We start from the raw sequence: 21,985 nt of genomic DNA, 5'->3' as shown, positions 1-21,985 counted from the left end.
CCGTTTTTTTGTGGCTAAACAGGTTCTTTTCGCGCAATGACTCGGTCCGCCACAAAGGCTAAGGCACGAAGATGTACTAATGATATGTCATTCCTGGTGTTTCCTGGTGTATTCCAGTCTTCGTGGCTATAAACAACCTCAGTATGCAGTGAAAATAAAAACGGATCATATCAGCGGGCCTGTGAATATTTCCTTGTGAAGGATCTGGAGCTGTTTTCCTTCAGAAAAATAACGGATGGCGTCCATGATCTGATCTTCGTTCTTATCAAGACCGGCTATCGGAATATCGACCTCTTTTTCCTGGTCAAGGATTTTAATCCGGAGTAGCTTCATGCTTGTTTCTCCGCGTATTTCCTCGATATATAAGTACCAGATCTTGTCCCAGTCAATCAGTTTTAATCTCCGGTACCGGATGCCTTTGAACGAAATAGAGAGATAGGTACCCGTTACCGGGGGCTTTATTTTCCGGACAATAAGAAAGACAACTGTAGACAGCATAAGGGCTAATAGCAGGATGACTGCGAGGCTTCCCCGCGCCGTTTTCAGCTCATTCTCCGGATCCAGGATAATGCTTAAGGTTACACCAAGAATGGGAATGGCGCAAATCAGGATATGTGCCCAGCTGATAGGAGTTGTTTGCTGTTTTGCTTCAAAAGGTTCCCGTTTCAATATGATGTATAGCTAAAATTACACAATCAGTTGGCTTTTTGCCTTCTTCAGAAACCGCAGCGTTAAAAACAATGCTGAAACGGTAAGCCCTACGATCAGTCCCAGCCAGATGCCCACACCACCCATATTAAAATGAAAGGCCAGCAGACATCCGATGGGAATACCCAGTGCCCAGTAAGCGATGGCAATAAAAATAGTGGGGATGTTTACATCTTTAATACCCCGCAGCAAACCGGCGCTGATGGCCTGGATGGAATCGGATATCTGGAAAACAGCCGCCAGCAACAGGAAGGTTGCTGCTAGTGAAAGCACTTCCGAATTCTTGTTAAAGAGCTGCGGCAACTGGTTGCGCAGCAGGATGAAGAGCAGGCAACAAAAGGATCCGTAGATCAGCGCCAGCACAATCGTGCTTTTGCCAATCACGGAAATACGCCTCATATCCTTTGCCCCAAAGGCCGTACTTACACGGATGGAACCGGCCTGCGAAAGTCCCATGGATACCATGAACGTAAAAGAAGCACAGCTCAACGCGATCTGGTGCGCGGCCTGCGTGGTGGCATGAATGGTACCCATTAAGATACCTGAAACGGCAAAAGCCCCGGCTTCCATTCCGATCTGGAGGCTGCTGGGAATGCCGATCTTTAATAATTGCCGGAAGGTGGCGCCATTCAGTTTCCACTGGTTCCTGGCAACGGCCATATAAGGCCGGAACACGCGGTGATTGAGGATCACGAGGGCCAGGGCTGCAAAAATGGCCGTACGGGTAATGAGTGTGGCATAGCCCGCACCGATGAGTCCGAATTCCGGAAAGCCCCAATGTCCGTAAATAAAGACCCAGTTAAGCAGCGCATTCAGCGGTATGGCGGCTATGGAAAGCACCATGGCCGTTTTGGTATACTGCAGGCCATCTGCAAATTGTTTCAGGGTCATAAACAGGATCATCGGTATAATGGAGATGCCCATAACCCGCATCAGCGGCGCGGCATAGGCCACCACTTCGGGATCCTGATCCAGGTGATAGAGCACTTCGGTGCCTGCAATGATGCCCGCCGCAATAACGATGGCGGCAAGGGTACAAAGAATAAAACCGTTATACAGGTAATGCGAGATTAGCTGACGGTCATATTTTCCATGAGCCAGTGAAACCATCTGCGCCACAGAAATCGTTACCCCGATGCCCAATACAAAGGGGATATTGATCACGTTGAGTACCAGGGCAGCAGCCGCCAGCTCCTTGTATCCCAGCGCACCGATCATTGCGGTATCTACCAGGTGCAGGGAAATCTGCGCAATTTCACCGAGAATAATGGGGAATGCGAGCAGTAATGTATTTCTGGCTTCTTTCTTGTAATTCATAGACGGGCAAAATTAGCATTCATAAATGAGGGATCACATTTAAACGGCATAATTTTTTATACTTTCGGGGAGTGGGATTCAGATTTGAGATACGAGATATGAGATTTGAGAATCGGACATTCAGTGCTCAGAGCCGGGTATCCGGCATTCCGATTTGATATTCAGCATTGCAGGTCTGGTATCTGGAATCTCAAATCTGGCATCTTATATCTCATATCTCAATGCCCCCAATAAAATAAAAATGAATAACGGAATACAATCGGCGGATGCGGTAAAAACGGCGCAACTTAAAAAACATAAGGCGCTGGCTACCGGTTTGTTTATACTGATGACCCTGGTGTTCCTGGGTTGTGTGTTGCTGTTAAAGACCCGGACGGATGTATGGATCGGCTATGTAAAGGCGTTTGCAGAAGCGGCGATGGTGGGCGCACTGGCCGACTGGTTTGCCGTAACGGCATTGTTTCATCATCCCATGGGCCTGCCTATACCTCATACCAATCTTATTGAAAACAGCAAGAAAAGCATCGGAGATAACCTCGGGAATTTTGTGGTGACCAATTTTTTGAACGCGAAAACGCTGCGGCCCTATATCGAACGGCTTGAATTGAGTTCGGTAGCCGCTGCATGGCTGGTTAAACCCCAGAATGTACAGCTGTTGGTAACCGAGGCTTCCAGGCTGCTGAAACGGATGATTGAAACTTCAGATGCCCCGATGATCACGGGGTTTATTGCCCGGAAAGCAGGCGAGCTGCTGGATGGTGTACGTTTGAATGAGGTGGTGGCCAAAGGCCTGGAACTGATCGTTGAACGGGGTGACCATGAACGCGTACTGGACTTTGTGCTGGGAAAAGTACGCCATTATGTGGTAGAAAATGAAGCCCTGGTAAAGCAACGGGTAAAAGAGGGAAGCCATTTCCTGATTCCGGGATTTGTAAATAATTATATTGCCACTAAACTTACGGCCGGTATTGCAAACTATTTGCAGGAGATTGAAAAAGATCCGCAGCATAAGATCCGGAAAGACTTTAACAAGCAACTGCTGGTATTTACAGAAACGCTCAAAACCAGTCCTGAATGGCAACGCGACCTGGAACGGTTAAAGAACGACCTGCTTACACCCGCCAAGCTGGAGCAATATGCCGGAGATATCTGGAAGCGGTTGCAGGCACAGGTGCTGCAGGATCTTTCTGCAACGGATTCGGCACTGGGCCGGTATTTTAAAAAAACGGTAGAAGAACTGGCAGCCAGTTTGCAGCAGGACGCCGAAATGCGTGCAAAGATCGATCGCTGGATCCGTTATAATGCGTATTACTACATCCTGCGCAATACAAAGCAGGCAGGTACCCTTATCAGCAATACCGTTGGTAACTGGGAAGGGAAGGAGCTGAGCAATAAACTGGAACTGGAAGTGGGAAAAGACCTTCAGTTTATCCGCATCAACGGCACCCTGGTGGGTGGTATTGTAGGATTGCTCATCTACACGATAAGCAGACTGTTATAAAGCATATTACGGTTTTCTGAAATGATACGCCTTGGGTTTGGTAAATGCCCTTAACCCGGAGTGGGAGAGTGTAGCTCCAAATCCCGAGTGTTGCCGGCCGCTCCAGGGGAGAGCGGCACTAACACGGTCGCAGCAATTCCAATACCCCGTTCCGGCATCTACCTGTTCCAGAATGCCGGTGGCCCTTGCCTGGTTACTGCTGTATACAGATGCGGTAAGTCCGTATTCCGTATCCTTCATTTGTGCAACGGCTGCTGCATCATCCTGTACCTTCATGATGCCGATCACCGGTCCGAAGGACTCTTCCCGCATCACCTTCATGTCGGCCGTTACACCGGTAAGTACCGTAGGCTGGAAATAATAGCCTTTTCCGGCTGCCTTTTTCCCGCCGGTAAGCAGCGTGGCTCCCTTTTCAAGCGCATCTGCAACCTGTGCTTCCAGCGTTGCAATTTGTTCTTTACGTGTAAGCGGACCGAAATATACGCCTTCATCTGTAGGTGCCCCGGTTTTCCAGGAGCGTACTTCGTTTACAAATGCTTCCACATAAGCGTCGTATTTGTTTTCATGTACATAGATCCGCTCTACGGAGCAACAACTCTGTCCGTTGTTATAGAACGCGCCGTCTGCGGTGGCTGCTGCTATTCCTGCAATATCCGTTACATCGTCTGCAACGTACAATGGGTCCTTGCCGCCCAGTTCGCACTGGCAGGGTACCATTTTTGCCGCCACTTTGTTGTAAATAAAACTGCCGGTTTTATAACTGCCGGTAAAATAATAACCGTCAAAAGGCATATCTAAAAGCGTTGCTCCTACACTGCCGGTACCGATGGCCGTCAAAAACAATCCGGCATCCAGTCCCGCTTCGTTCCACAGCCGTTCAATTTCCAGTCCGGTAAGGGTGGCATATTCAGAGGGCTTGTACAAAACGGCATTACCTGCCAGCAGGGCAGGCACAAATACATTAACGCCTACCAGGTAGGGATAGTTCCATGCAGAAATATTTGCAATTACGCCCAGGGGCTCGTATACAATGCGTTCTTCCATATCGGCCGTTTCATTCATAACCTCGTCACTAAGATATTTTACGGCATTCCCGGTAAGCCAGCTGATGCGGCCGACAGCGCCCCGGATCTCGTTTGCAGATTGGCTCAGTGGTTTTCCTACTTCGCTGGTCAATACCTGCGAAAGCCTGGTGGTATTGGCTTCCAGTAATTCGCTGAACCGTTTTACCACGGTGATCCGTTCTTCCAGCGGACGTGCCTGCCAGGCGGGCTGGGCGGCTTTCAACTGCTGCCATTTTTCCTGGAGGGTTTGTGTATTATCTTCTGTAAGTGTTGCGATCCGCTCTTCTGTAGCGGGGTTAATGACTTCCATGTTATTATTTGCTTTGTATGGCTGCTAAAAATTTTTCTCGTATTCCGTTGGATGATGCTGTTTGTGCCAGTCCGAACTGATACATCCGCTCCGGGTGCCACTGTACGCACAGGAGGAACGGATGGCCGGCTGTTTGCGTACGTTCCATTGCTTCGGCAACCCCATCCGGTGCCGTGGCGGTGATCTGTAACCCCCGGCCAAGATTACCGATCGCCTGGTGGTGCGCGCTGTTTACAGCACATTGTTCGCTGCCGATAGCCTCGTGTAAGATACTGCCCGACTTAACACGGATACCATGTACCTTGTCCAGGTTGTCGGCTACTTTGTGTACTTCATTTTTTACTTCGAGGTCCTGTACCAGGGTGCCGCCATAAATGCAATTGATGAGCTGCATTCCTCTGCAGATACCCAATACAGGTATCTGCTCGTTCTGGGCTTTCCGGAAAACGGCCGTTTCAAAAGCATCCCGTTCTTCCTGGAAATGATCCGGCGCGTTGGCATAGCCGGCCTTGCCGGAGTAATATTCCGGAGCAATATCCACGCCGCCGGAAAGTACAATGCCGTCGCAACCGGTTACGGCATCCAGGTTGTCCAGGGCCGCTGAAAGGGTAATCACTTCAATGGTATCCGCTCCTTTGAGCCAGTTGACATAGTTGATGTGTTTGGGTTCTGACCCGGTATATGTTAATCCGATCTTCATTGTTTATAAAGCCTCCAGGTAAAGTTGTTTAAAATGCTCCCTCGATACCGGTTTGGGATTGTTGGGATGTGCAAAGTCTGCAATGGCAAGATCGGCCAGGGTTTCCACATGTTCCTCTTTCACACCGATCGCAGATAAATGATGCGGAATATGGATGGTGGTATTCAATTCAAACAGGTAATCCACCACGTCTTTTCCGTCTGATCCTGCCAGGTTTAAAGCCGCGGCAATTTTTTTAAATTTCTGTTCCTGCCCTTCTATGTTGAAGCGCATGCCATAGGGCAGGTTAACCGCATTGGCCAGGCCATGATGGGTATCCAGCAGGGACGAAAGCGGATGCGCGAGCGAATGGACCACGCCCAATCCTTTCTGAAAAGCTACCGCACCCATCAGGGAGGCGATCAGCATTTTACTCCGTGACTCAAGATCCGGTTTATGTACGGCGGTTGCGATTGATTCGCCGATCAGCGAAATACCCTGCAGGGCAATACCGTCGCACATGGGATGTTCCATATTTACCAGGTAGGCTTCCAGATTATGGGTAAGCGCATCCATGCCGGTAGCGGCGGTAATGGCGGGTGGAATGTCCATCGTAAGCAACGGATCTGCAAAAACAACCTTTGCCAGCAGTTTGGGCGAAAACAGTATTTTCTTTTGATGGGTTTCATCATCAGCAATAATGGCACTGCGGCCAACTTCGCTGCCCGTTCCCGCCGTGGTAGGAATGGTAATAAAATGTGGCACATCATTGGTTACATAAATGTCTCCGCCGATAAGATCGTCGTATTTGAACAGGTCTTCCCGGTGATGTATCCGCAGTACAACAGCCCGGGCCACATCCAGTGCAGCACCGCCTCCAATGCCAATGATGGCATCCCGTGCGGTGGCATCATACAGGTCGGTTCCCCGGTATACATCTGATTTTACGGGATTTTTATGAATGTCATGAAATACTTCTACCGAGGCCCCGCCCGCCCGGAGTGTAGCCACAATTTTCTTAAAAAAGTCCAGTTGTGCAATCACCGGGTCCGTTACAATCAACGGGCGGTCCAGCGCATGTTTTTTTAAATAATCACCCAGTTCATTACTGGATCCCGCACCAAAACGAATGGTGGTTGGAAAATTGTATTGATAAATTTTGTCAAATGCCATTTGGTAAAATTAATTATAAATTAGTTGTATCATGAGGTAAAGTGGATGACGGATCAATGATCTTTTCGTCATGTTGGACAATGTCAATCTGAACCAGCCGGCCTGCGGTGAACAGTTCAGCATCTAAGCATTGTTATTCATGAACAATTCTAAAATCCTTCCGGTGACTATTGGAGTCTTTAGGGAGGATTTGTGACCCTCATCAATGGATCGGGTTCCTTTTATATGATCTCAAAATAGCGCTTCAGCTCCCAGTCTGTTACGGTTTTTAAATGTTGTTTCCATTCCCATTCGCGGGTGGTTACAAAATGCTCGGTAAATTTTTCGCCAAATAATTCCCGGGCTACTGCGGATGCTTTCATTGCGGCGGTTGCCTGCTCCAGCGTACGCGGCAATACACCATGAGATTCGTCCGTATACCCGTTGCCGGTTACGGCGTCCTGCAGCTCCAGTTTATGCCGGATGCCGTAAAGACCGGATGCAATAGCGCCGGCGATAGCCAGGTAGGGATTGGCGTCGGCACCGATCACCCTTGTTTCCAGCCGGCAGGCTGCTTCGCTTTGCTGCAATACCCGCAGGGCTACGGTGCGGTTATCGATGCCCCAGGTGATGGTCGTTGGAGCCCAGGCGCCTTCTACCAGGCGCTTATAGCTGTTGATGGTTGGGGCAAACATCGGCAGGATCTGCGGCAGGCAATACAGCTGCCCGGCTATATAATGCCGGAGGGTGGTGCTTATTTGCTGCTTGTCTTTGCCATTATAAAACACATTTTTTTTCCCGGTTTTATCGCGGAGACTTTGATGTACATGTCCGCCGCAACCCGGCAGACTTTCATGGATCTTTGCCATAAACGTAGCCATGATGCCATGCTGATACGCGATCTCCTTTACCGCGGTCTTAAACAACACGGCCCGGTCGGCAGCGGTAAGGATATCGGAATATTCGATGGCGGCTTCGTAGGTGCCGGGCCCTGTTTCAGTATGGATGCCTTCGATGGGAATGTCAAAGTCCCGGAGCTGGTCAAACAGCGCGGTGAAGAAGCGGTTGTTGAGTGAGCTTCTTAAAATGGAATAGCCAAACATGCCCGGTGTAAGTGGGGTGAGTTGCTGAAAGCCCTTTTCAGCGGCCGTTTGCGGGGTTTCGGCAAAATTGAACCATTCAAATTCCTGCGCTGCATATGGTTTAAGTCCCTGCTGTAATGCGTCGGCAAGCACTTTTTTTAAAAGTTGCCGCGGGCAAACATAGGCCGGGGCTCCTTTGTTGTCGATGATTTCTCCCAGGAAAAAAGGGAGGCCATTTTCCCAGGGGATCTTACGAAAGGTGCTGAGATCGATCCGCGCGGGTGCATCCGGGTAGCCTGTATGCCAGCCGGTATAGTTGCAATTGGTATAGGACACGTCACCGGAGTCCCAGCCGAAGATCACATCACAAAAAGAGGTTTCGTTTTCTGCGATGCCCATGAATTTTTTTGCAGAAATGTATTTTCCGCGAAGGATACCGTCAATATCCACATAGGCGATTTTTACTTTTCCCGATTCGTGGTTCTTAACGTACTGTAAAATTTCTTTGGTGGTCATAACGATTTCTTGAAGAAAAGACTGAATAAAATATAGCTGATGAGCAGCAGGCCCAGATACACCAATCCGAGTTTGAAATTATAAACGATCACTGCAATAAATGAAATGCAGGCAAGGATCAATGCAATAAAAGGGAACAACGGATAGAAGGGCACTTTAAAAGGCCGCTCCAGCGCAGGTTCTTTCCGCCTGAGACGGATCACGGCAATCATGGAAATGATATAAAGGGTTAATGCGCCAAATACCGAGAGGATAATGATCTCCCCGGTTTTGCCGGTAAGCAGCGCAATGATACCGATCACCATATTTGCAATGAGGGCATTGGAAGGTGTCTGGAACCGGCGGTTTACTTTTCCCAGCCACTGCGGTGCAAAGCGGGCCCTTCCGAATTCGAATGAAGACCGGCCTGCAGCCAGTATAATACCGTGGAAGGAGGCAACCAGCCCGAACAGCCCAACGGTAATCAGCATATGATACAGGAAGGCGTTATTGGTAACAATATGCGATAAGGCCAGCGGAAGCGGCGAGTCTGATGTGGTGCCTTCCTTCGTGTATACCACTGCCTCCCAGCCGGCCACACCTACCGAGCTGATAAAGGTGAGTGCGCAAAGCACTACCAGCGTCAGGATCGCAGAACCAAATCCTTTTAAAATGGTACGCTGCGGGTTCTTGGTTTCTTCCGCCACATTTGCAATGCCTTCAATACCCAGGAAAAACCAGATGGCAAACGGGATGCTGGGGAAGATACCAGTCCATCCTGCCGGCAGTGCATTTTTTTTAAGATGCACGGTGTCGAAATGCGGCAGCGTAATACCGGCAAATAATAACAGCTCGCCCACCGCCATAATAGTGATCACCAGTTCAAAGGTGGCGGCCGCTTTTACACCGGAAATATTCAGGGCTGTAAAAATAATATAGACGGCAACGGCAATGCCCAGCACCGGCAACTGCGGAAAGAATAAATTAAAATAGGCGCCAATGGCAAAGGCGATAGCCGGAGGTGCAAAGATGAATTCAATATTTTGGGCCATGCCGGCAAAAAAAGCCAGGTCTTTTCCCATTGTTCGGCCGGCATAATCAAAGGCGCCACCGGCCTTTGGAATGGCACAGGCAAGTTCTGTATAACTAAAGGTGAAGGCAACATACATAAGTGCGATGAACAGGGTGGCAATACCCATGCCGAGGGTGCCGCCTTTTTCAAGACCCAGGTTCCATCCAAAATACATTCCCGAAATAACATACCCTACGCCCAGGCCCCATAACATGGTAGCATTAAGCGTTCTTTTTAACTGCTGTGCAGGATTCGTCATATGCCTTACTAAATAATTGGTTTAAATGAATCGTTCTCTTATAAAGATATTGATAATATGAACTGCTCTAATTTCCTGTAAAGGATTTTTTTTTGCTCAACAGGAAACTATGGTCACGAGCTCAGTCGTTAAAAGAATTTGCAGATGCTGGTGATTTAATATACCTTGGCCTGCTGGTTTTAAAACAGCGTATAAAAACAATAAAGATGAGTGGCGGCGCAACATATACGGAAGTGGTGTTTCTGAATATCACAGCAAACATATCAGAATTGCTGATCGCGGCGCTGGCCGATAAGGCGGATGGTTTTGAAGAGGGGGATACCCGGTTGAAAGCGTTCTTTAGCGAGGGGCAGATTACGGAGGCGGAGCTGGATGCGGTTTGCGTTCCGTTGCAGGTTACGTATGAGATGAGCGAGCTGGAACCGCAGAACTGGAATGCGCTTTGGGAATCTAATTTTGACCCTGTGGTGGTAGACGATTTTGTGGCCGTACGTGCATCGTTCCATTCACCTTTTGATAATGTAGCGCAGGAAATTGTGATCAACCCCAAAATGAGCTTCGGCACCGGGCATCATGCTACCACCTGGCTGATGATGCAGCAAATGCGCGGCATATCCTTTGGCGGCAAACGTGTTTTTGATTTCGGCACCGGTACAGGTATCTTGGCGATCCTGGCCCAAAAACTGGGCGCTGCGGCAGTGCTGGCAACCGATATTGACGAATGGAGTATCGAAAATGCCCGCGAAAATTTTGAGATCAATCATTGTGCCGGCATCCGGCTGCTGCAATCCGGATCCGCCGAACAGGAAGCCCGTTTTGACGTGATCCTCGCAAATATCAATAAAAATGTGCTCATGGAAACCATACCGCAGCTGAAGCTGCAACTGGCACCCGGGGGCACTTTGCTTTTGAGCGGTTTACTGGAAGCAGATGAACCTGAAATTGTGGAGCGGGCGGTGGAAACAGGATTGGTGATGGATGATAAGTTTTTGAAAAACAACTGGTTGTGTTTAAAGTTTCATGTGTGAAATTTTAAATCAATGTTAAAGATTTATTAAGTGGCGGTTAGCTTTTTATCGCTATTTTTGTATTTCACTTAGCTGGATATACATGAATTATGTACTACTCTTTTTATTAGCGTATTGTTTAGGCAGTATTCCTACTGCGGTTTGGGTTAGCAGAGGTTTTTTCGGGATTGATATACGGGACTATGGCAGCGGTAATGCCGGCGCCACCAACACATTCAGGGTACTGGGGCCTCGCTGGGGTTCTTTTGTTATGATCTGTGATTCCCTGAAAGGTTTCCTTGCCGTTAAGCTGGCCCTTTTCCTTCCCCAGTTTGCCGATAATGATATTGCTTTTTTAAACATCCAGCTCATCTTTGGAATTGCAGCAGTGCTCGGTCATATATTCCCCGTATGGGCCAATTTCCGGGGTGGTAAGGGAGTAGCTACTTTGTTTGGTCTTGTGATCGGCATCAGTCCCTGGACAGCGCTGGCCTGCTCGGGTATTTTTCTGCTGGTACTGTACCTGACCCGTTTCGTATCGCTGAGTTCTATATTGGCCAGCCTGGCCTTCCCGGTTTTTATACTGGTGATCTTTAATGTAGATAATCATTTTTACAGGGTGTTTGCGGTTGCGGTGGCATTGCTGGTGATCCTTACACATCAGAAAAACATTGGCAGAATCCTAAAGGGTGCTGAGAATAAGGTGCCGATCTTTAAAAACAGGGATCGTCGTAAACAACGGAATCAGTAAGCGTTCACATACCCGCCCGGCTGTCATTATCAGCGGTTGGGTTTACAACCAAAAGCTAACGCTGATTTAACCAGAATGCTAAAGTACCGGGCTAATTTCAAGGCTCCGGATTGCGCGAAAGGATGCTGAGGGGCGAATAATGAGTTAGCTGATCACAAAACGAATGGCCAAAAACCGAATATCTGAAGTCTCCCACCTGACTTTGGTACAAAGATTGTTTATTTGCAAATTAAAATCCTTCACTATGATCAAGAACTTGTTCATCTTTATCGCTGCGGCAGCCGTAGGAGCGGGGTGTTCCACGAATGCCATTACCGGCCGTAGCCAGATGAAATTGCTGCCGGAATCGGAGTTGCAGCAAATGGCCGTAGCCGAATACCAAACGTTTCTTTCGTCTAATAAAGTAGTAACCACTAGCAGCAACCGGGACGCCGAAATGGTGAACCGGGTGGGGCAGCGGATCATCAATGCGGTGAATACGTTTTACAAGCAAAACAATTTAACGGCAGACCTCAACGGGTATCAATGGGAAACCAAGCTGGTACAAAGCAATGAGGCCAATGCCTGGTGTATGCCGGGTGGAAAAATTGTAGTATATACCGGGTTATTGCCCATTACTCAAAATGAGGCGGCACTGGCCAACGTAATGGGACATGAAGTAAGCCACGCATTGTTCGGGCATACCAATGAACGGATGAGCCAGACGGTTGCCGCCCAATATGGCACCAATATCCTGGATGCATTTATGGCCAATAAAACTTCCAGCGGAATGCGCCAGTTATTTGGCACCGCAGTGGGCCTGGGCTCGCAGGTAGGTATCTTGGCTTTTTCCCGCAAGCAGGAGCTGGAAGCCGATCATTACGGCATGATCTGGGCCGCTATGGCGGGATATAACCCGCAGGAGGCCATCGGCCTCTGGCAACGGATGCAGGCTCAGGCACAAGGCAGCCGCCCACCGGAATTTTTAAGCACGCACCCCGGACCGGAAAGAAGAATTGAGCAACTGCAGAAGTTTATGCCGGAAGCCATGAAGTACTACCGGCCGGTAGGTAAGTAGATGCCATATATATTATATATTTAAAACCCTTGCTTTTAATAAAGTAGGGGTTTTGTTCTAAAAGCTTGTCTAAAACTTTAATTTTTCGTACTTTTGCACTTTAATTAGATGAATCTTGTTTGCTAATTGAGTATTTAAGTCAGATTTTTTAATAAACCCCTTCAAGTTCTTATGACTCAAACAGTGTTCGAAAAATTACAGTACGCGGAAGAAAAAAATCTCTTAATTCAAGGACTCCCCTCATCCATCGAAAAACAATTCAGTAAATTATCCTTTGCCAAGAACATGACTCCTTTGTTGAAATCAAGAAAACTTGATTTTGCGCTGGTATTTGCGGTAAACGAAAACCAGCTGAATGGAATTTTGAATGAAGTGATGCCTTGTCTGAAAGAGAATACAAAGTTTTGGGTAGCACACCCGAAATCGACTTCCAAGATCGTTACCGATTTGAACAGGGATCGTAGCTGGTGCCAACTTACCGACAAGGGTTATGCAGGGATGGACAGCGTGGAACTGGATCATGTGTGGACCGCCACCCGATTTGAAAAATGTTGTGAAACGGAGCGCGACAGCAGTGCCCGTGCAAAAGGTAAAAGAAGGGCAGAATTGGTTTAAGTTTTAATGGTACTTAAAAAATGGGTAAGACCTCATTCTGGAAGAACAGAATGAGGTCTTGTCTTTTTGGGAGCCCGCCTGCTTCGGTGAGCGGGGGGATAAAAACATAAAGCACCGGCTGGCTTAAAAGGCCGGTTATGCATACGGTTTTTGAATATAGAACACCTGACCAAATACAGCTTTTGGCCTGATAGCGGTCAGGCGTTCCGGTGGCTATGCACGGTATATTGCGGCCGGAAGCACATTGTTTGAGACCTGGAAACTCCATCGTCGTTGTTCGTTTTTGGAAGACCGTAGGATGAAATAAAAAAGCCCTGTATCCGTTCGTTGCTGCTTTTTATAATAAGAAGCTTCGGAGTAACGAAAACAGGTATACTGTACTGCCGGTAAATCCAAACAAAAGTAAATCCTATACTCTTAAATAAAATGATGTACAATAAGCTTGCGATGCAGGTTGCGCAAAGAGCTGAATGTTCTTAAGTGTAGGCTGCAGTCAAAGGTATCAACATACTAAAGGGCTACCTATGGCCGGGGCGGTAATTCTTTGCTGCCTCTTTTTATTTATAGGCAGGCGCGGCCAGTACCAGGGTCCAGTAAGCACCGGAACGGGCGGCGCCGATCTCGGTTATATTCCGGCTCATAATGTTGCGACAATGTTGGGGACTTTGTAGCCAGCTTTGAATGACTTCTGAAGTGCTTCGCTGTCCCATGGCAATATTTTCCGCAACCGCACTCCACTGGTAGCCGGAGGCGGAAACCCTTTTTTCGGGCATCATACCGTTGCGTCCGCTATGCGTTAGCCGGCCGCTGCGCTGCATATAATTACTGTGAGCTGCTGCGGCGTTTTCCAGTTTATTGTTCCAGCCTACCGCCGGTGCCGGTGGATAGTTTCGCCCGCCGCAATTGCATCCCCTTGCACGAATGGTATTGATCTGCTGTAAAAAGTTCCGGCTGCTGAAGCCGTCGTCATTCATGGCCGACTGCGGCCGCTTTGAAGAAGAACAGGCCACAACCGTCAGCAAGAGAAACGCGGGCAGGAAGAAGGAGAAGACACGGTCCATCATAACGATACGGTTTCTTTACCAGGGTCAAACTTTATGCCACAGAATCATACCTGCTGAAAGCCCTGTATCCGCGGGAGACGCCAGGAAAGATCGGATGCCCGTTGTTTCATTCCGCCGCTGAGGAACAGGGATGTGAAGATCCTTCGCACGCAGCAGGAAGGTTATGCTTTTCCCTCGCTCCGTTGCGGTTTGCCGGGATTGCGGTGCACCAGCCGGTTGCCTTTTATCAGCAGCTTCAGGGTTTGCCGCTTCAATGAAATATGCACCTGCTTCTGCTCGCTGGCATTCCGCACATGCTGGTACGCGGTCATGATATTTTTGTAATTGATGCTGCCAACCACTACCTGGTTCTTGTCCGTTACGGGCAGCAGATCCACATCAAAGCGAAGCATGGTTTCTACTGCCATTTTGAGGGAGCCATTTTCCTGTACCCAGGCCGATTTGCGTTTGATCAGCGAGTCTACACGGGCGGCAGGATCCTGGTGATCACTTAGCAAACTGGAAGAGCTTACCACACCGCTGAGTTTATTATCGCTGCCGGTGATAATAAAGTAACTGGCGCGGGTATCCGGGTGCTGATCCAGCCACTGCTTTACATCGGCGATCCGGCTATCACTGCTAATGAGCAGGGCGTCGTTGCTCATTACATCCTTTACCTGGTATTGTTCCAGCACATCCGGGGTATAGTTCACCGGGGTGCGCACACCGCGGCGTGCAATTTTTTCAGTCATGATGGTATGTTCCATCAGGTAAAAAGAAATAAAATAGGCCAGCGCGCAGGCTGCCAGCAATGCCAGCAGCGCATGCACCTGCCCGGTGGTTTCCAGTGCAAAAAGGATCGAGGTCAGCAGCGCCCTTGAGGCTCCGGCAAACATGGCCGACATGCCGATAAGCGCTGCAAGCGAAACAGAAACGTCCAGCTGTGGAAAAAAATATTGAAAGGCCATGCCTGTAAGGGCGCCGGCGGCTCCCCCGATGGTGAGCAGGGGGGCCAGGGTGCCACCCGATGTTCCACTGGATAAGGCAATGGCCCAGGAAAGGAATTTGAAAAGGAACAAAAGTGCAATAACCTTAAGCGTGGGGCTGCCGGATAATACATCCGTAATATTGTTATAACCCACGCCCAGGGTATTGGGATGAAAATAACCGATAATACCCACCGCCAATCCGCCGATGGCCGGCCACCACATCCAGTGAACCGGCAAGTGTTCAAAAAGTTCTTCGAGCCAGTATACCGCTTTTGTTACCGCTACAGAAAGCAGGCCAATCAGGATACCTTCGATACTATACAGGAATAGCGCCGGGTTTGAAGGCGTGGCGATGGTTTGCGCAATGGCAAATACGGGACCGCTGCTAAACAGGAAATGATGTCCGGCTGCTCCGGTAATGCAGGCCAGGGCCACCGGCAAAATAGAAGCAGCAGAAAATTCAAACAGCAGGAGCTCGATCGCCAGAAAAATAGCGGCAATGGGGCTTCCGAAGATGGCTGACATACCTGCAGTGGCGCCGGCTGCCAGCAATACCTTCCGTTCCTGGTGCGATATTTTGAGCAGCTGCCCGAGCGTGGATCCCAGTGCGCCACCGGTAGCGATGATTGGACCTTCTGCACCAAAGGGCCCTCCGGTACCAATGGCAATAGCAGAAGAAAGCGGCTTTAAGTAGGTGATCGTAGGTTTGATCTTACTATTGTTGGTAAGGATCTGCTCCATCGCCTCCGGGATCCCATGACCCCGGATGGCCCGGGAGCCATACAACGCCATAAAGCCCACAATGATGCCGCCGATCACGGGCACGATGATTACCCACATGCCCAGATGATGATGGCCGGGAGAGGCTTCAGCCAGAGAAAAGCTACCAAAGAAAGCTATATTGGTTACCAGGTTGATCAGGCTGATCAGGAGCTTTGCTATCAGGCTTACCAATGCACCAATGCCAATGGCCAGCAGGGAGATAAATACCAGCCGGATCTTTTTGGAAGCGGGCCGTTGCTCCATGTGTTCGGAGGCTAATGTAGACTGAAGGGCGGTTGAAATCGGAATACTCATATTGTATGGGATCTAAAAAGAAGCTGCAAAAGTATGATTTATATCATAATTTTGATGAAAAAAGTGTAAAAAATCGGGTGACCTGTAATGGGTGGGGAACAGGGAAGCGATTCTTAACGGTATTTTTTTATTTTTGAAAACAGCAATGAAAGAAAAACAGGACGCTCCCGATAATAATATTCTATACCGGCACTGTATGCCCGAATGGCGGGCCACGGTGGATGCCAACCGGCAACTGCTCGTTGTAAAAAAAGGCCAGCCCGTTTTTTCGGAACAAGACGTGGTAAAAGGCGTGTTCTTTATCCGTTGGGGAAAGGTCAAGATCCACCAACGCTGGGGCAATGAAAAAGAACTCATTATCCGGTTTGCAAAAAACGGGGATATGATCGGGTACCGGGGCCTGGGAAAGGGGAAGGTATATCCGGTGTCGGCCACCGCACTTGAAGACACGGGGCTGATGTACCTGGATATTCCGTTCTTTGAAGCCACCCTGCAGGTAAATCCCCGTCTAACGTACGCGTTGATGGACTTCTATGCCAACGAGCTGGAAGCCACGGAAAAGCGGGTGCGCAATATGGCACATATGGAAGTGAAGGGGCGGATTGCTGAGGCCATCCTGATGCTGAAAGACAATTTTGGGGTAAATGACGAGGGATATATTGATATCCGGCTTACCCGGCAGGACATGGCCTCTTTTGTAGGAACTACTTACGAAACGATTTCGCGGACAATCGGCGAACTGGAAGCCGAAAAGCTGATCCGGACCAGCGATAAGCGCTTTGCCCTTTTGAAGGAGAAGCAGCTGGCGAAGCTGGCTGAATCAAACGTTAAATAGCCCATTTTAGTACTGTTTGAACAGCAACCTTGCAGGCGTCCGGGTAGCTCCGTTGCAGTCTGCAAAACAGGTATTTGCTGTGTATACAGATGGTTAAAAAATGATGAGCGGTTTTAAAAATGTGATATAAATCATACTTTTGCTGTATGGAAACAAAAAACTACAACAGTCATATTTATAAACCGCTGATGGCCGGTTTATTTGCAGGTTATATTGCCACCGTTTTAAATCTGGTATATGATGTGCTTTTCCGGGAGTCTACCACTTTTCCATTGCACGACCTGGTAAATGTATCCACCATTATTTTTGCTACGCTCTTTGCGTTGCCGCTGGCCGGGGTTGCATTTGCGCTGATCGACCGGCTTTTTCCGAAAGGCGACAGGATCTATATCGTATTGTCGGCCTTGTTTACAGGCCTCTGTATTTATGGCACGTTGCAGGTGCACCGTTCCCCAGATCCGGTATTGACCGTGCAGTTCCAGCACCTCCTGCTGGGCATCGTGGTTATTTCAGGTGTATTTGCAACGGTTGCGGTACCCTGGCTGGTAAAGCATCAGGAGATTTATATGTAGGGGGCGATGATCAGCTATCTGCTTTCGGGCATTAATGGAACCGCAAAGACCCACAAAAGCATAAGGAAACGCGAAGTTCTTAATGCTGCTTTTTCTATTTGATGCCGGCAAAGGTTTGATTCGTTGCGTTCGCTGCTCCTTTGCGTTTATTGCGTGAAGAGGAGCCACGAAGACACGAAAACTCAAAGAAACACAAAGGAGGGTTTAGCTTAGTGCATCCTCGTGCCTTGGTGCCTTTGTGGCCAACCTTAACGCCGTTATGCTGCGTGGGGAATAGAACCACGAAGACACGAAGACTCAAAGAAACACAAAGGAGGGTTTACGCTTAGTGCTTCTTCGTGCTTTTGGGCTTTGGTGGCTAACGTTAACGTCGTTATGCTGCGTGGGGAATAGAACCACGAAGACACGAAGACTCAAAGAAACACAAAGGGAGACGCTTAGTGCTTCTTCGTGCCTTGGTACCTTTGTGGCCAACCTTAGCTCCTTCGCGTTGTTGCGTGAAAAAGAAATGGATTAATAATGGGCGAAATCTACTTCGTAGGTTCCTTTGATCCGCTCCATGGGGGGATTGTAATACCCGTATTTCAGATGCGGGAATTCTTCCCGGATGAGGTCCATGAGTTGCTTTACACCCATGAATTCACCGGTTTCACTAACCCCGATCTTCCCCAGGTACCAGTCGGGGTCGATGTTAAAATTACGCCACTGGATCATCTTCAATCCTGTTTCCCGGATCAGCTTCCGCAGGGCCTCGTATTCCGCAACGCTGTCGGTCATTCCCGGGAACACAAAATAGTTAATAGAGGTCCAGCCGCCGAAGCCATTGACTATTTTCAGGCTTTCCACAATATCTTCAAACTGGTAATTGTTGGGACGGTAATACGGCATATAGATTTCGCTGCGGGCACTGTTGGTGCTTACCCGGATGGAGTTCAATCCCGCTTCACAAAGACGCTTCACCGCATCGGGTCTTGATCCGTTGGTGTTGATATTGATACTGCCTTTTGAAGTATGCTTGCGGATCTCGATGATGGCTTTTTCCAGTGTTTCCCACATTAGCAGGGGTTCTCCCTCGCAGCCCTGTCCAAAACTGATCAGCGGATAAGGCGCCGTTTCGAGATGCGGTACCGTAAACTCCACGATCTCTTCCACCGTGGGTTTAAACTGCAGGCGATCCTGGGTAGATACGATGGTTTCCTCGTCGGGTTGCAGGGAGATACAGCCTACACAATTGGCATTGCAGGCCGGCGAAGCGGGTACCGGGCATTCCCAGCGGCCGATAAAATAATTTCTTGCAGCCGGGCAGTGATAGGTGAGTGCACAATTATTGGCGAGGTGATTAACCAGGCGATTATGCGGGTAAGCCTTTGTAAGGTGTGCTACACCCAGTTTTACTTTGTCTGCATCAAAACCGGCACATTCCTGCCGGATATCCTGTTCAATACGCATAGCCGGAACATAAAATTTATCGTTTTGCCAGGCCACCGCGGTATAACAAAACAATGGCAGGGTAGGCGCCTCCGGCTGGGTTTCATACGCGGCAATATAAAAGCCTGTATGCGCCGGCGGAATAAAAGCGGCAACTGCCCAGCCTTTATCGCAAAGCCGCAGATCACCGGTCTTTACATCAATACCAATTCCCACGCGTCCGGGCAGCTCATAAAGCGATCCGCCATCCGGCAATTCGATCCAGTCTTCCACGGGCACGGGCAGGGCGTCCCATCCGCTACGGCCTACTGCGTAAAGGCTGGTATCTTCAAAAATATTCCCGTTGCCGTCGGAGTACAAAAGGTATGGGGAGGATGTTAATGCCATTGTTTAAATGCTAAATTCTAAGTCCTAAATATCAAATACTAAGCGCTATATTCAAAAAGTCTAAAAAACAAAAATCGAAATACAAACAGATCTTCTGAAAGCTAAAAGCTGACTGCTAACCAAAGATACCTGATGCTGTTAACTAACGGCTATGCGCAGCCAGCTGCTTCCTGCAAAATTCGTTAAATATTGTTTCTGAAACGATCTGATCCGCATCTTTTATAAAATGCTGGTATATTTTATTGTTCTTCAGGTCGATGGTAAGGATATCGGCCTTTAATACCAGGTTACTGATTTCGTTCCAGGCGATCTTTTTAACCGGAAAGGAAGGGTAACGGATCTCTTCAACCGTTATGTTTATCACCAGCTGCCGGCGCGCTACCAGGTAAAGAAACCATAAGAGCACGTTGATGGCAAATCCCCAGCCCAGTGCATACTGGTACCAGCGGAAACCCAGTATAAGGATGACAATGCCCAGCGATTGCAGGGCGTTTTTTTTACGTAACAGGTATACATCCCGGAAGATAAACATTACAAAAAGCAGCACACATACCAGCACGCTGATCTTCAGGTTGGGACTGTTGCGCTGATAGTCCATCAGCAGCTGCCCCAGCATGTTTAAAAAAATAATGCCATAGGCAAAAACCTGGTAGATGAGTACGCGGGCATTCGGGATCACAAAACGATACCCCGGGCCGGCTTCGGTAGCGATGGCGGCGGGGCTGTTATTTTGTGTAGGATCACTCAATACTGAAGATTTTAGTCCCGGAACGGGTTATTGATTGCTACCCGCGAGCAGGTTACACAATTTGTAAAGGGCTCTTGCGCCTACGTTTGCATTCCAGTCTGTTTCACCGGTACCTACTTCCACCAGATCGAAGCCGATCAGCTGGCGGCCGCTTTCAATGATCTTTTTAAACAGGAAGAACACACGGTCCAGTTCAAACCCACCGGGAACCGGAGTACCGGTATCGGGGCAGAGTTTGGGGTCGAGCCCGTCGATATCAAAACTGATATGTACTTTTTGCGGAAGTTTGCCTATGATTTCTTCAGCGATGTTCTTGAATGTGTCGCCATCAAACTGGCGTTCCTTTATTTCCTGGTCAAAATAGGTGATGACGCGGTATTCACTGTTTTTGATGTATTCCCACTCGTCCTGTCCCAGGTCGCGAACGCCCACCTGTACAATATTCTTGATCTGGGGCACTTCATTCAGTGCATTGTACATGATGCTGGCATGAGAGTATACAAACCCTTCGTAGGCTTTCCGGAGGTCGCAGTGCGCATCGATCTGCAGGATCCCGAACTCCCCGTGTTTTTCGGCCAGTGCTTTAAACAATCCCAAGGGTGTGCTATGATCACCGCCCAGCAAACCTACCAGTTTATTGTCGTCCAGCAGCACTTTGGCCTGATCATACACCCAGTTATTGAGGTATACGCCGCCTTCATTTACTTCTTTGATGGTACGGCACATGAACTGGTTTTTGCCCAGTTCTTCACCCTTGGATATATAATCGATGTAGAGTTCGGCTTCTTTGCGCAGAAAATCACTTTTCAGGAGTACCGTCCGGTCGGTTGGTTTGAGGTAATAACCTCTTTTCCAGGCGTCGGGATAGTCGGGGTCATACAGGTCAACCTGCATGCTGGCCTTCAGGATGGATTCCGGTGCCCTGGCCGTTCCGGCACCATAGCTTACGGTTACTTCCCAGGGAACGTTGATGATGATCAGGTCGGCGTTTTCTTCGGTGCTGGGCAACCCAAAAATGTTGTTGTTCGGGTTGGCTACACAGTTCTGATCAAAATTTGTTATGTCCAACATTATTGTCTCCTTTTTTTGGAAGGCGCAAAGTTATGCGCTTTTTATCGCATCCGGCAACAATTAACGTTTGTTTTGTAGTGAGAATTGAGATTCGAGAAGTGAGACTTTTGTACATGCGTCAATTTCTAAATCTCATATCTGAAATCTCATATCTCGTTCCTAACAGCTATTTCAGCTTGTCTTTGAATACTTTACGAAATTTATCCACTTTTGGGCGGATCACCATGGTGCAATAAGGATTTTGGTTTTCATTATTGTTAAAGTAGGACTGATGATACGCTTCTGCCGGATAAAAAACGGTGAAGGGCTTTATTTCTGTTACGATCGGGTTATCAAAAGCGCCGCTCTTATCCAGTTCCTGCTTGTAATACTCCGCTTTTTCCTTTTGGGCGGTGTTATGATAATAGACGCCGCTGCGGTACTGGGTGCCCACATCACCTCCCTGCCGGTTCAGCGTGGTAGGATCGTGGGTTTTCCAGAAGATCTCCAGCAATTCGTCAAAAGAAATAACGGAAGGATCGTAAACGATCTGTAAGGCTTCGGCATGACCGGTGTTGCCGGTGCATACTTCTTTATAGGTGGGGTTCTTTGTTTGTCCGTCTGTATAGCCGCTGGTAACGGAGGAAACACCTTTTACGTCCTGGAAAATGGCTTCTGTACACCAGAAGCACCCGTTGGCAAAGGTGGCTGTATCTGTTTGTTGACTCATTGTAGAAGATTTTGCTGCCGGCCCTGTAAAAACCACGGGCGCCTTTTTTTTCTGTGC

Annotated in this window: 20 protein-coding genes; 7 read left to right on the top strand and 13 right to left on the bottom strand. The window is 48.6% G+C overall.

Translation table 11 applies throughout. From position 1 onward, the window contains the following. Window positions 1–165: 165 nt before the first annotated feature. Complete coding sequence (locus tag LQ567_RS09455) at window positions 166–669, bottom strand: hypothetical protein (RefSeq protein WP_231004258.1); 504 nt, start codon at window positions 667–669, stop codon at window positions 166–168. Between the two features lie 18 nt (window positions 670–687). Continuing rightward, window positions 688–2,025 (bottom strand): MATE family efflux transporter, encoded by a 1,338-nt coding sequence (locus tag LQ567_RS09450; protein ID WP_231004257.1) that lies wholly within the window; start codon window positions 2,023–2,025, stop codon window positions 688–690. A gap of 241 nt (window positions 2,026–2,266) precedes the next feature. Here LQ567_RS09450 and LQ567_RS09445 point away from each other — a divergent pair, with 241 nt between their 5' ends. After that, on the top strand, window positions 2,267–3,526 hold the full coding sequence (locus LQ567_RS09445; RefSeq protein ID WP_231004256.1) for a DUF445 domain-containing protein: 1,260 nt from the start codon (window positions 2,267–2,269) through the stop codon (window positions 3,524–3,526). Between the two features lie 6 nt (window positions 3,527–3,532). On the opposite strand, the gene LQ567_RS09440 is transcribed toward LQ567_RS09445, so the two are convergent. From LQ567_RS09440 to eat, 5 genes are all read right to left on the bottom strand, one after another. Further along, window positions 3,533–4,900, bottom strand: coding sequence for an aldehyde dehydrogenase family protein (locus LQ567_RS09440; RefSeq protein WP_231004255.1), 1,368 nt, complete (start codon window positions 4,898–4,900; stop codon window positions 3,533–3,535). Window positions 4,901–4,904: 4 nt separating this feature from the next. Next, the gene (locus LQ567_RS09435) at window positions 4,905–5,600 is read right to left on the bottom strand and encodes a gamma-glutamyl-gamma-aminobutyrate hydrolase family protein (protein WP_231004254.1); all 696 of its coding nucleotides are present in this window, start codon (window positions 5,598–5,600) and stop codon (window positions 4,905–4,907) included. Between the two features lie 3 nt (window positions 5,601–5,603). Then, window positions 5,604–6,752 (bottom strand): iron-containing alcohol dehydrogenase, encoded by a 1,149-nt coding sequence (locus tag LQ567_RS09430; protein WP_231004253.1) that lies wholly within the window; start codon window positions 6,750–6,752, stop codon window positions 5,604–5,606. Window positions 6,753–6,973: 221 nt separating this feature from the next. Next, complete coding sequence (locus tag LQ567_RS09425) at window positions 6,974–8,329, bottom strand: glutamine synthetase family protein (protein WP_231004252.1); 1,356 nt, start codon at window positions 8,327–8,329, stop codon at window positions 6,974–6,976. Further along, entirely contained in the window at window positions 8,326–9,639 is a 1,314-nt protein-coding gene (gene eat, locus LQ567_RS09420) for an ethanolamine permease (RefSeq protein ID WP_231004251.1), read from the bottom strand. Before eat ends, LQ567_RS09425 begins: the two co-directional genes overlap by 4 nt. 206 nt (window positions 9,640–9,845) lie before the next feature. Here eat and prmA point away from each other — a divergent pair, with 206 nt between their 5' ends. From prmA to LQ567_RS09400, 4 genes are all read left to right on the top strand, one after another. Beyond that, complete coding sequence (gene prmA, locus LQ567_RS09415; RefSeq protein WP_231004250.1) at window positions 9,846–10,667, top strand: 50S ribosomal protein L11 methyltransferase; 822 nt, start codon at window positions 9,846–9,848, stop codon at window positions 10,665–10,667. 82 nt (window positions 10,668–10,749) lie between these two features. Then, entirely contained in the window at window positions 10,750–11,397 is a 648-nt protein-coding gene (gene plsY / locus LQ567_RS09410) for a glycerol-3-phosphate 1-O-acyltransferase PlsY (protein ID WP_231004249.1), read from the top strand. A 244-nt stretch (window positions 11,398–11,641) separates the two neighbouring features. Beyond that, window positions 11,642–12,454 (top strand): M48 family metallopeptidase, encoded by an 813-nt coding sequence (locus tag LQ567_RS09405; protein ID WP_231004248.1) that lies wholly within the window; start codon window positions 11,642–11,644, stop codon window positions 12,452–12,454. Window positions 12,455–12,625: 171 nt separating this feature from the next. Further along, window positions 12,626–13,069 (top strand): hypothetical protein, encoded by a 444-nt coding sequence (locus tag LQ567_RS09400; protein WP_231004247.1) that lies wholly within the window; start codon window positions 12,626–12,628, stop codon window positions 13,067–13,069. 557 nt (window positions 13,070–13,626) lie between these two features. Here LQ567_RS09400 and LQ567_RS09395 read toward each other — a convergent pair. Together LQ567_RS09395 and LQ567_RS09390 are read right to left on the bottom strand one after the other, a co-directional pair. Further along, window positions 13,627–14,133 carry a CAP domain-containing protein gene (locus LQ567_RS09395; protein ID WP_231004246.1) on the bottom strand — a complete coding sequence of 169 codons (507 nt, stop codon included), beginning with the start codon at window positions 14,131–14,133 and terminating at the stop codon, window positions 13,627–13,629. Between the two features lie 161 nt (window positions 14,134–14,294). Then, window positions 14,295–16,178 (bottom strand): chloride channel protein, encoded by a 1,884-nt coding sequence (locus LQ567_RS09390; RefSeq protein ID WP_231004245.1) that lies wholly within the window; start codon window positions 16,176–16,178, stop codon window positions 14,295–14,297. A gap of 145 nt (window positions 16,179–16,323) precedes the next feature. On the opposite strand from LQ567_RS09390, the gene LQ567_RS09385 reads away from it, so the two are divergent. Both LQ567_RS09385 and LQ567_RS09380 read left to right on the top strand, forming a co-directional pair. Continuing rightward, on the top strand, window positions 16,324–17,013 hold the full coding sequence (locus tag LQ567_RS09385; protein WP_231004244.1) for a Crp/Fnr family transcriptional regulator: 690 nt from the start codon (window positions 16,324–16,326) through the stop codon (window positions 17,011–17,013). Window positions 17,014–17,159: 146 nt separating this feature from the next. Further along, a complete protein-coding gene (locus LQ567_RS09380) occupies window positions 17,160–17,585 on the top strand; it encodes a hypothetical protein (protein WP_231004243.1) in 426 nt (141 codons plus the stop codon). A gap of 513 nt (window positions 17,586–18,098) precedes the next feature. On the opposite strand, the gene LQ567_RS09375 is transcribed toward LQ567_RS09380, so the two are convergent. From LQ567_RS09375 to msrA, 4 genes are all read right to left on the bottom strand, one after another. Next, window positions 18,099–19,400: a radical SAM protein gene (locus LQ567_RS09375; protein WP_231004242.1), complete on the bottom strand. Its 1,302-nt coding sequence runs from the start codon at window positions 19,398–19,400 to the stop codon at window positions 18,099–18,101. 142 nt (window positions 19,401–19,542) lie between these two features. Next, on the bottom strand, window positions 19,543–20,148 hold the full coding sequence (locus LQ567_RS09370; protein WP_231004241.1) for a hypothetical protein: 606 nt from the start codon (window positions 20,146–20,148) through the stop codon (window positions 19,543–19,545). Between the two features lie 27 nt (window positions 20,149–20,175). Next, the gene (locus tag LQ567_RS09365) at window positions 20,176–21,219 is read right to left on the bottom strand and encodes an agmatinase family protein (RefSeq protein WP_231004240.1); all 1,044 of its coding nucleotides are present in this window, start codon (window positions 21,217–21,219) and stop codon (window positions 20,176–20,178) included. 166 nt (window positions 21,220–21,385) lie between these two features. Then, window positions 21,386–21,928 (bottom strand): peptide-methionine (S)-S-oxide reductase MsrA, encoded by a 543-nt coding sequence (gene msrA, locus LQ567_RS09360; RefSeq protein ID WP_231004239.1) that lies wholly within the window; start codon window positions 21,926–21,928, stop codon window positions 21,386–21,388. Between the last annotated feature and the right edge of the window lie 57 nt (window positions 21,929–21,985).

This window comes from Niabella pedocola (genome assembly GCF_021044425.1).
In the GTDB taxonomy this organism is placed as follows: Bacteria; Bacteroidota; Bacteroidia; order Chitinophagales; family Chitinophagaceae; genus Niabella; species Niabella pedocola.
Note: the sequence above shows the minus strand (reverse complement) of the source record. Positions and strands in the feature narration are given on the sequence as shown.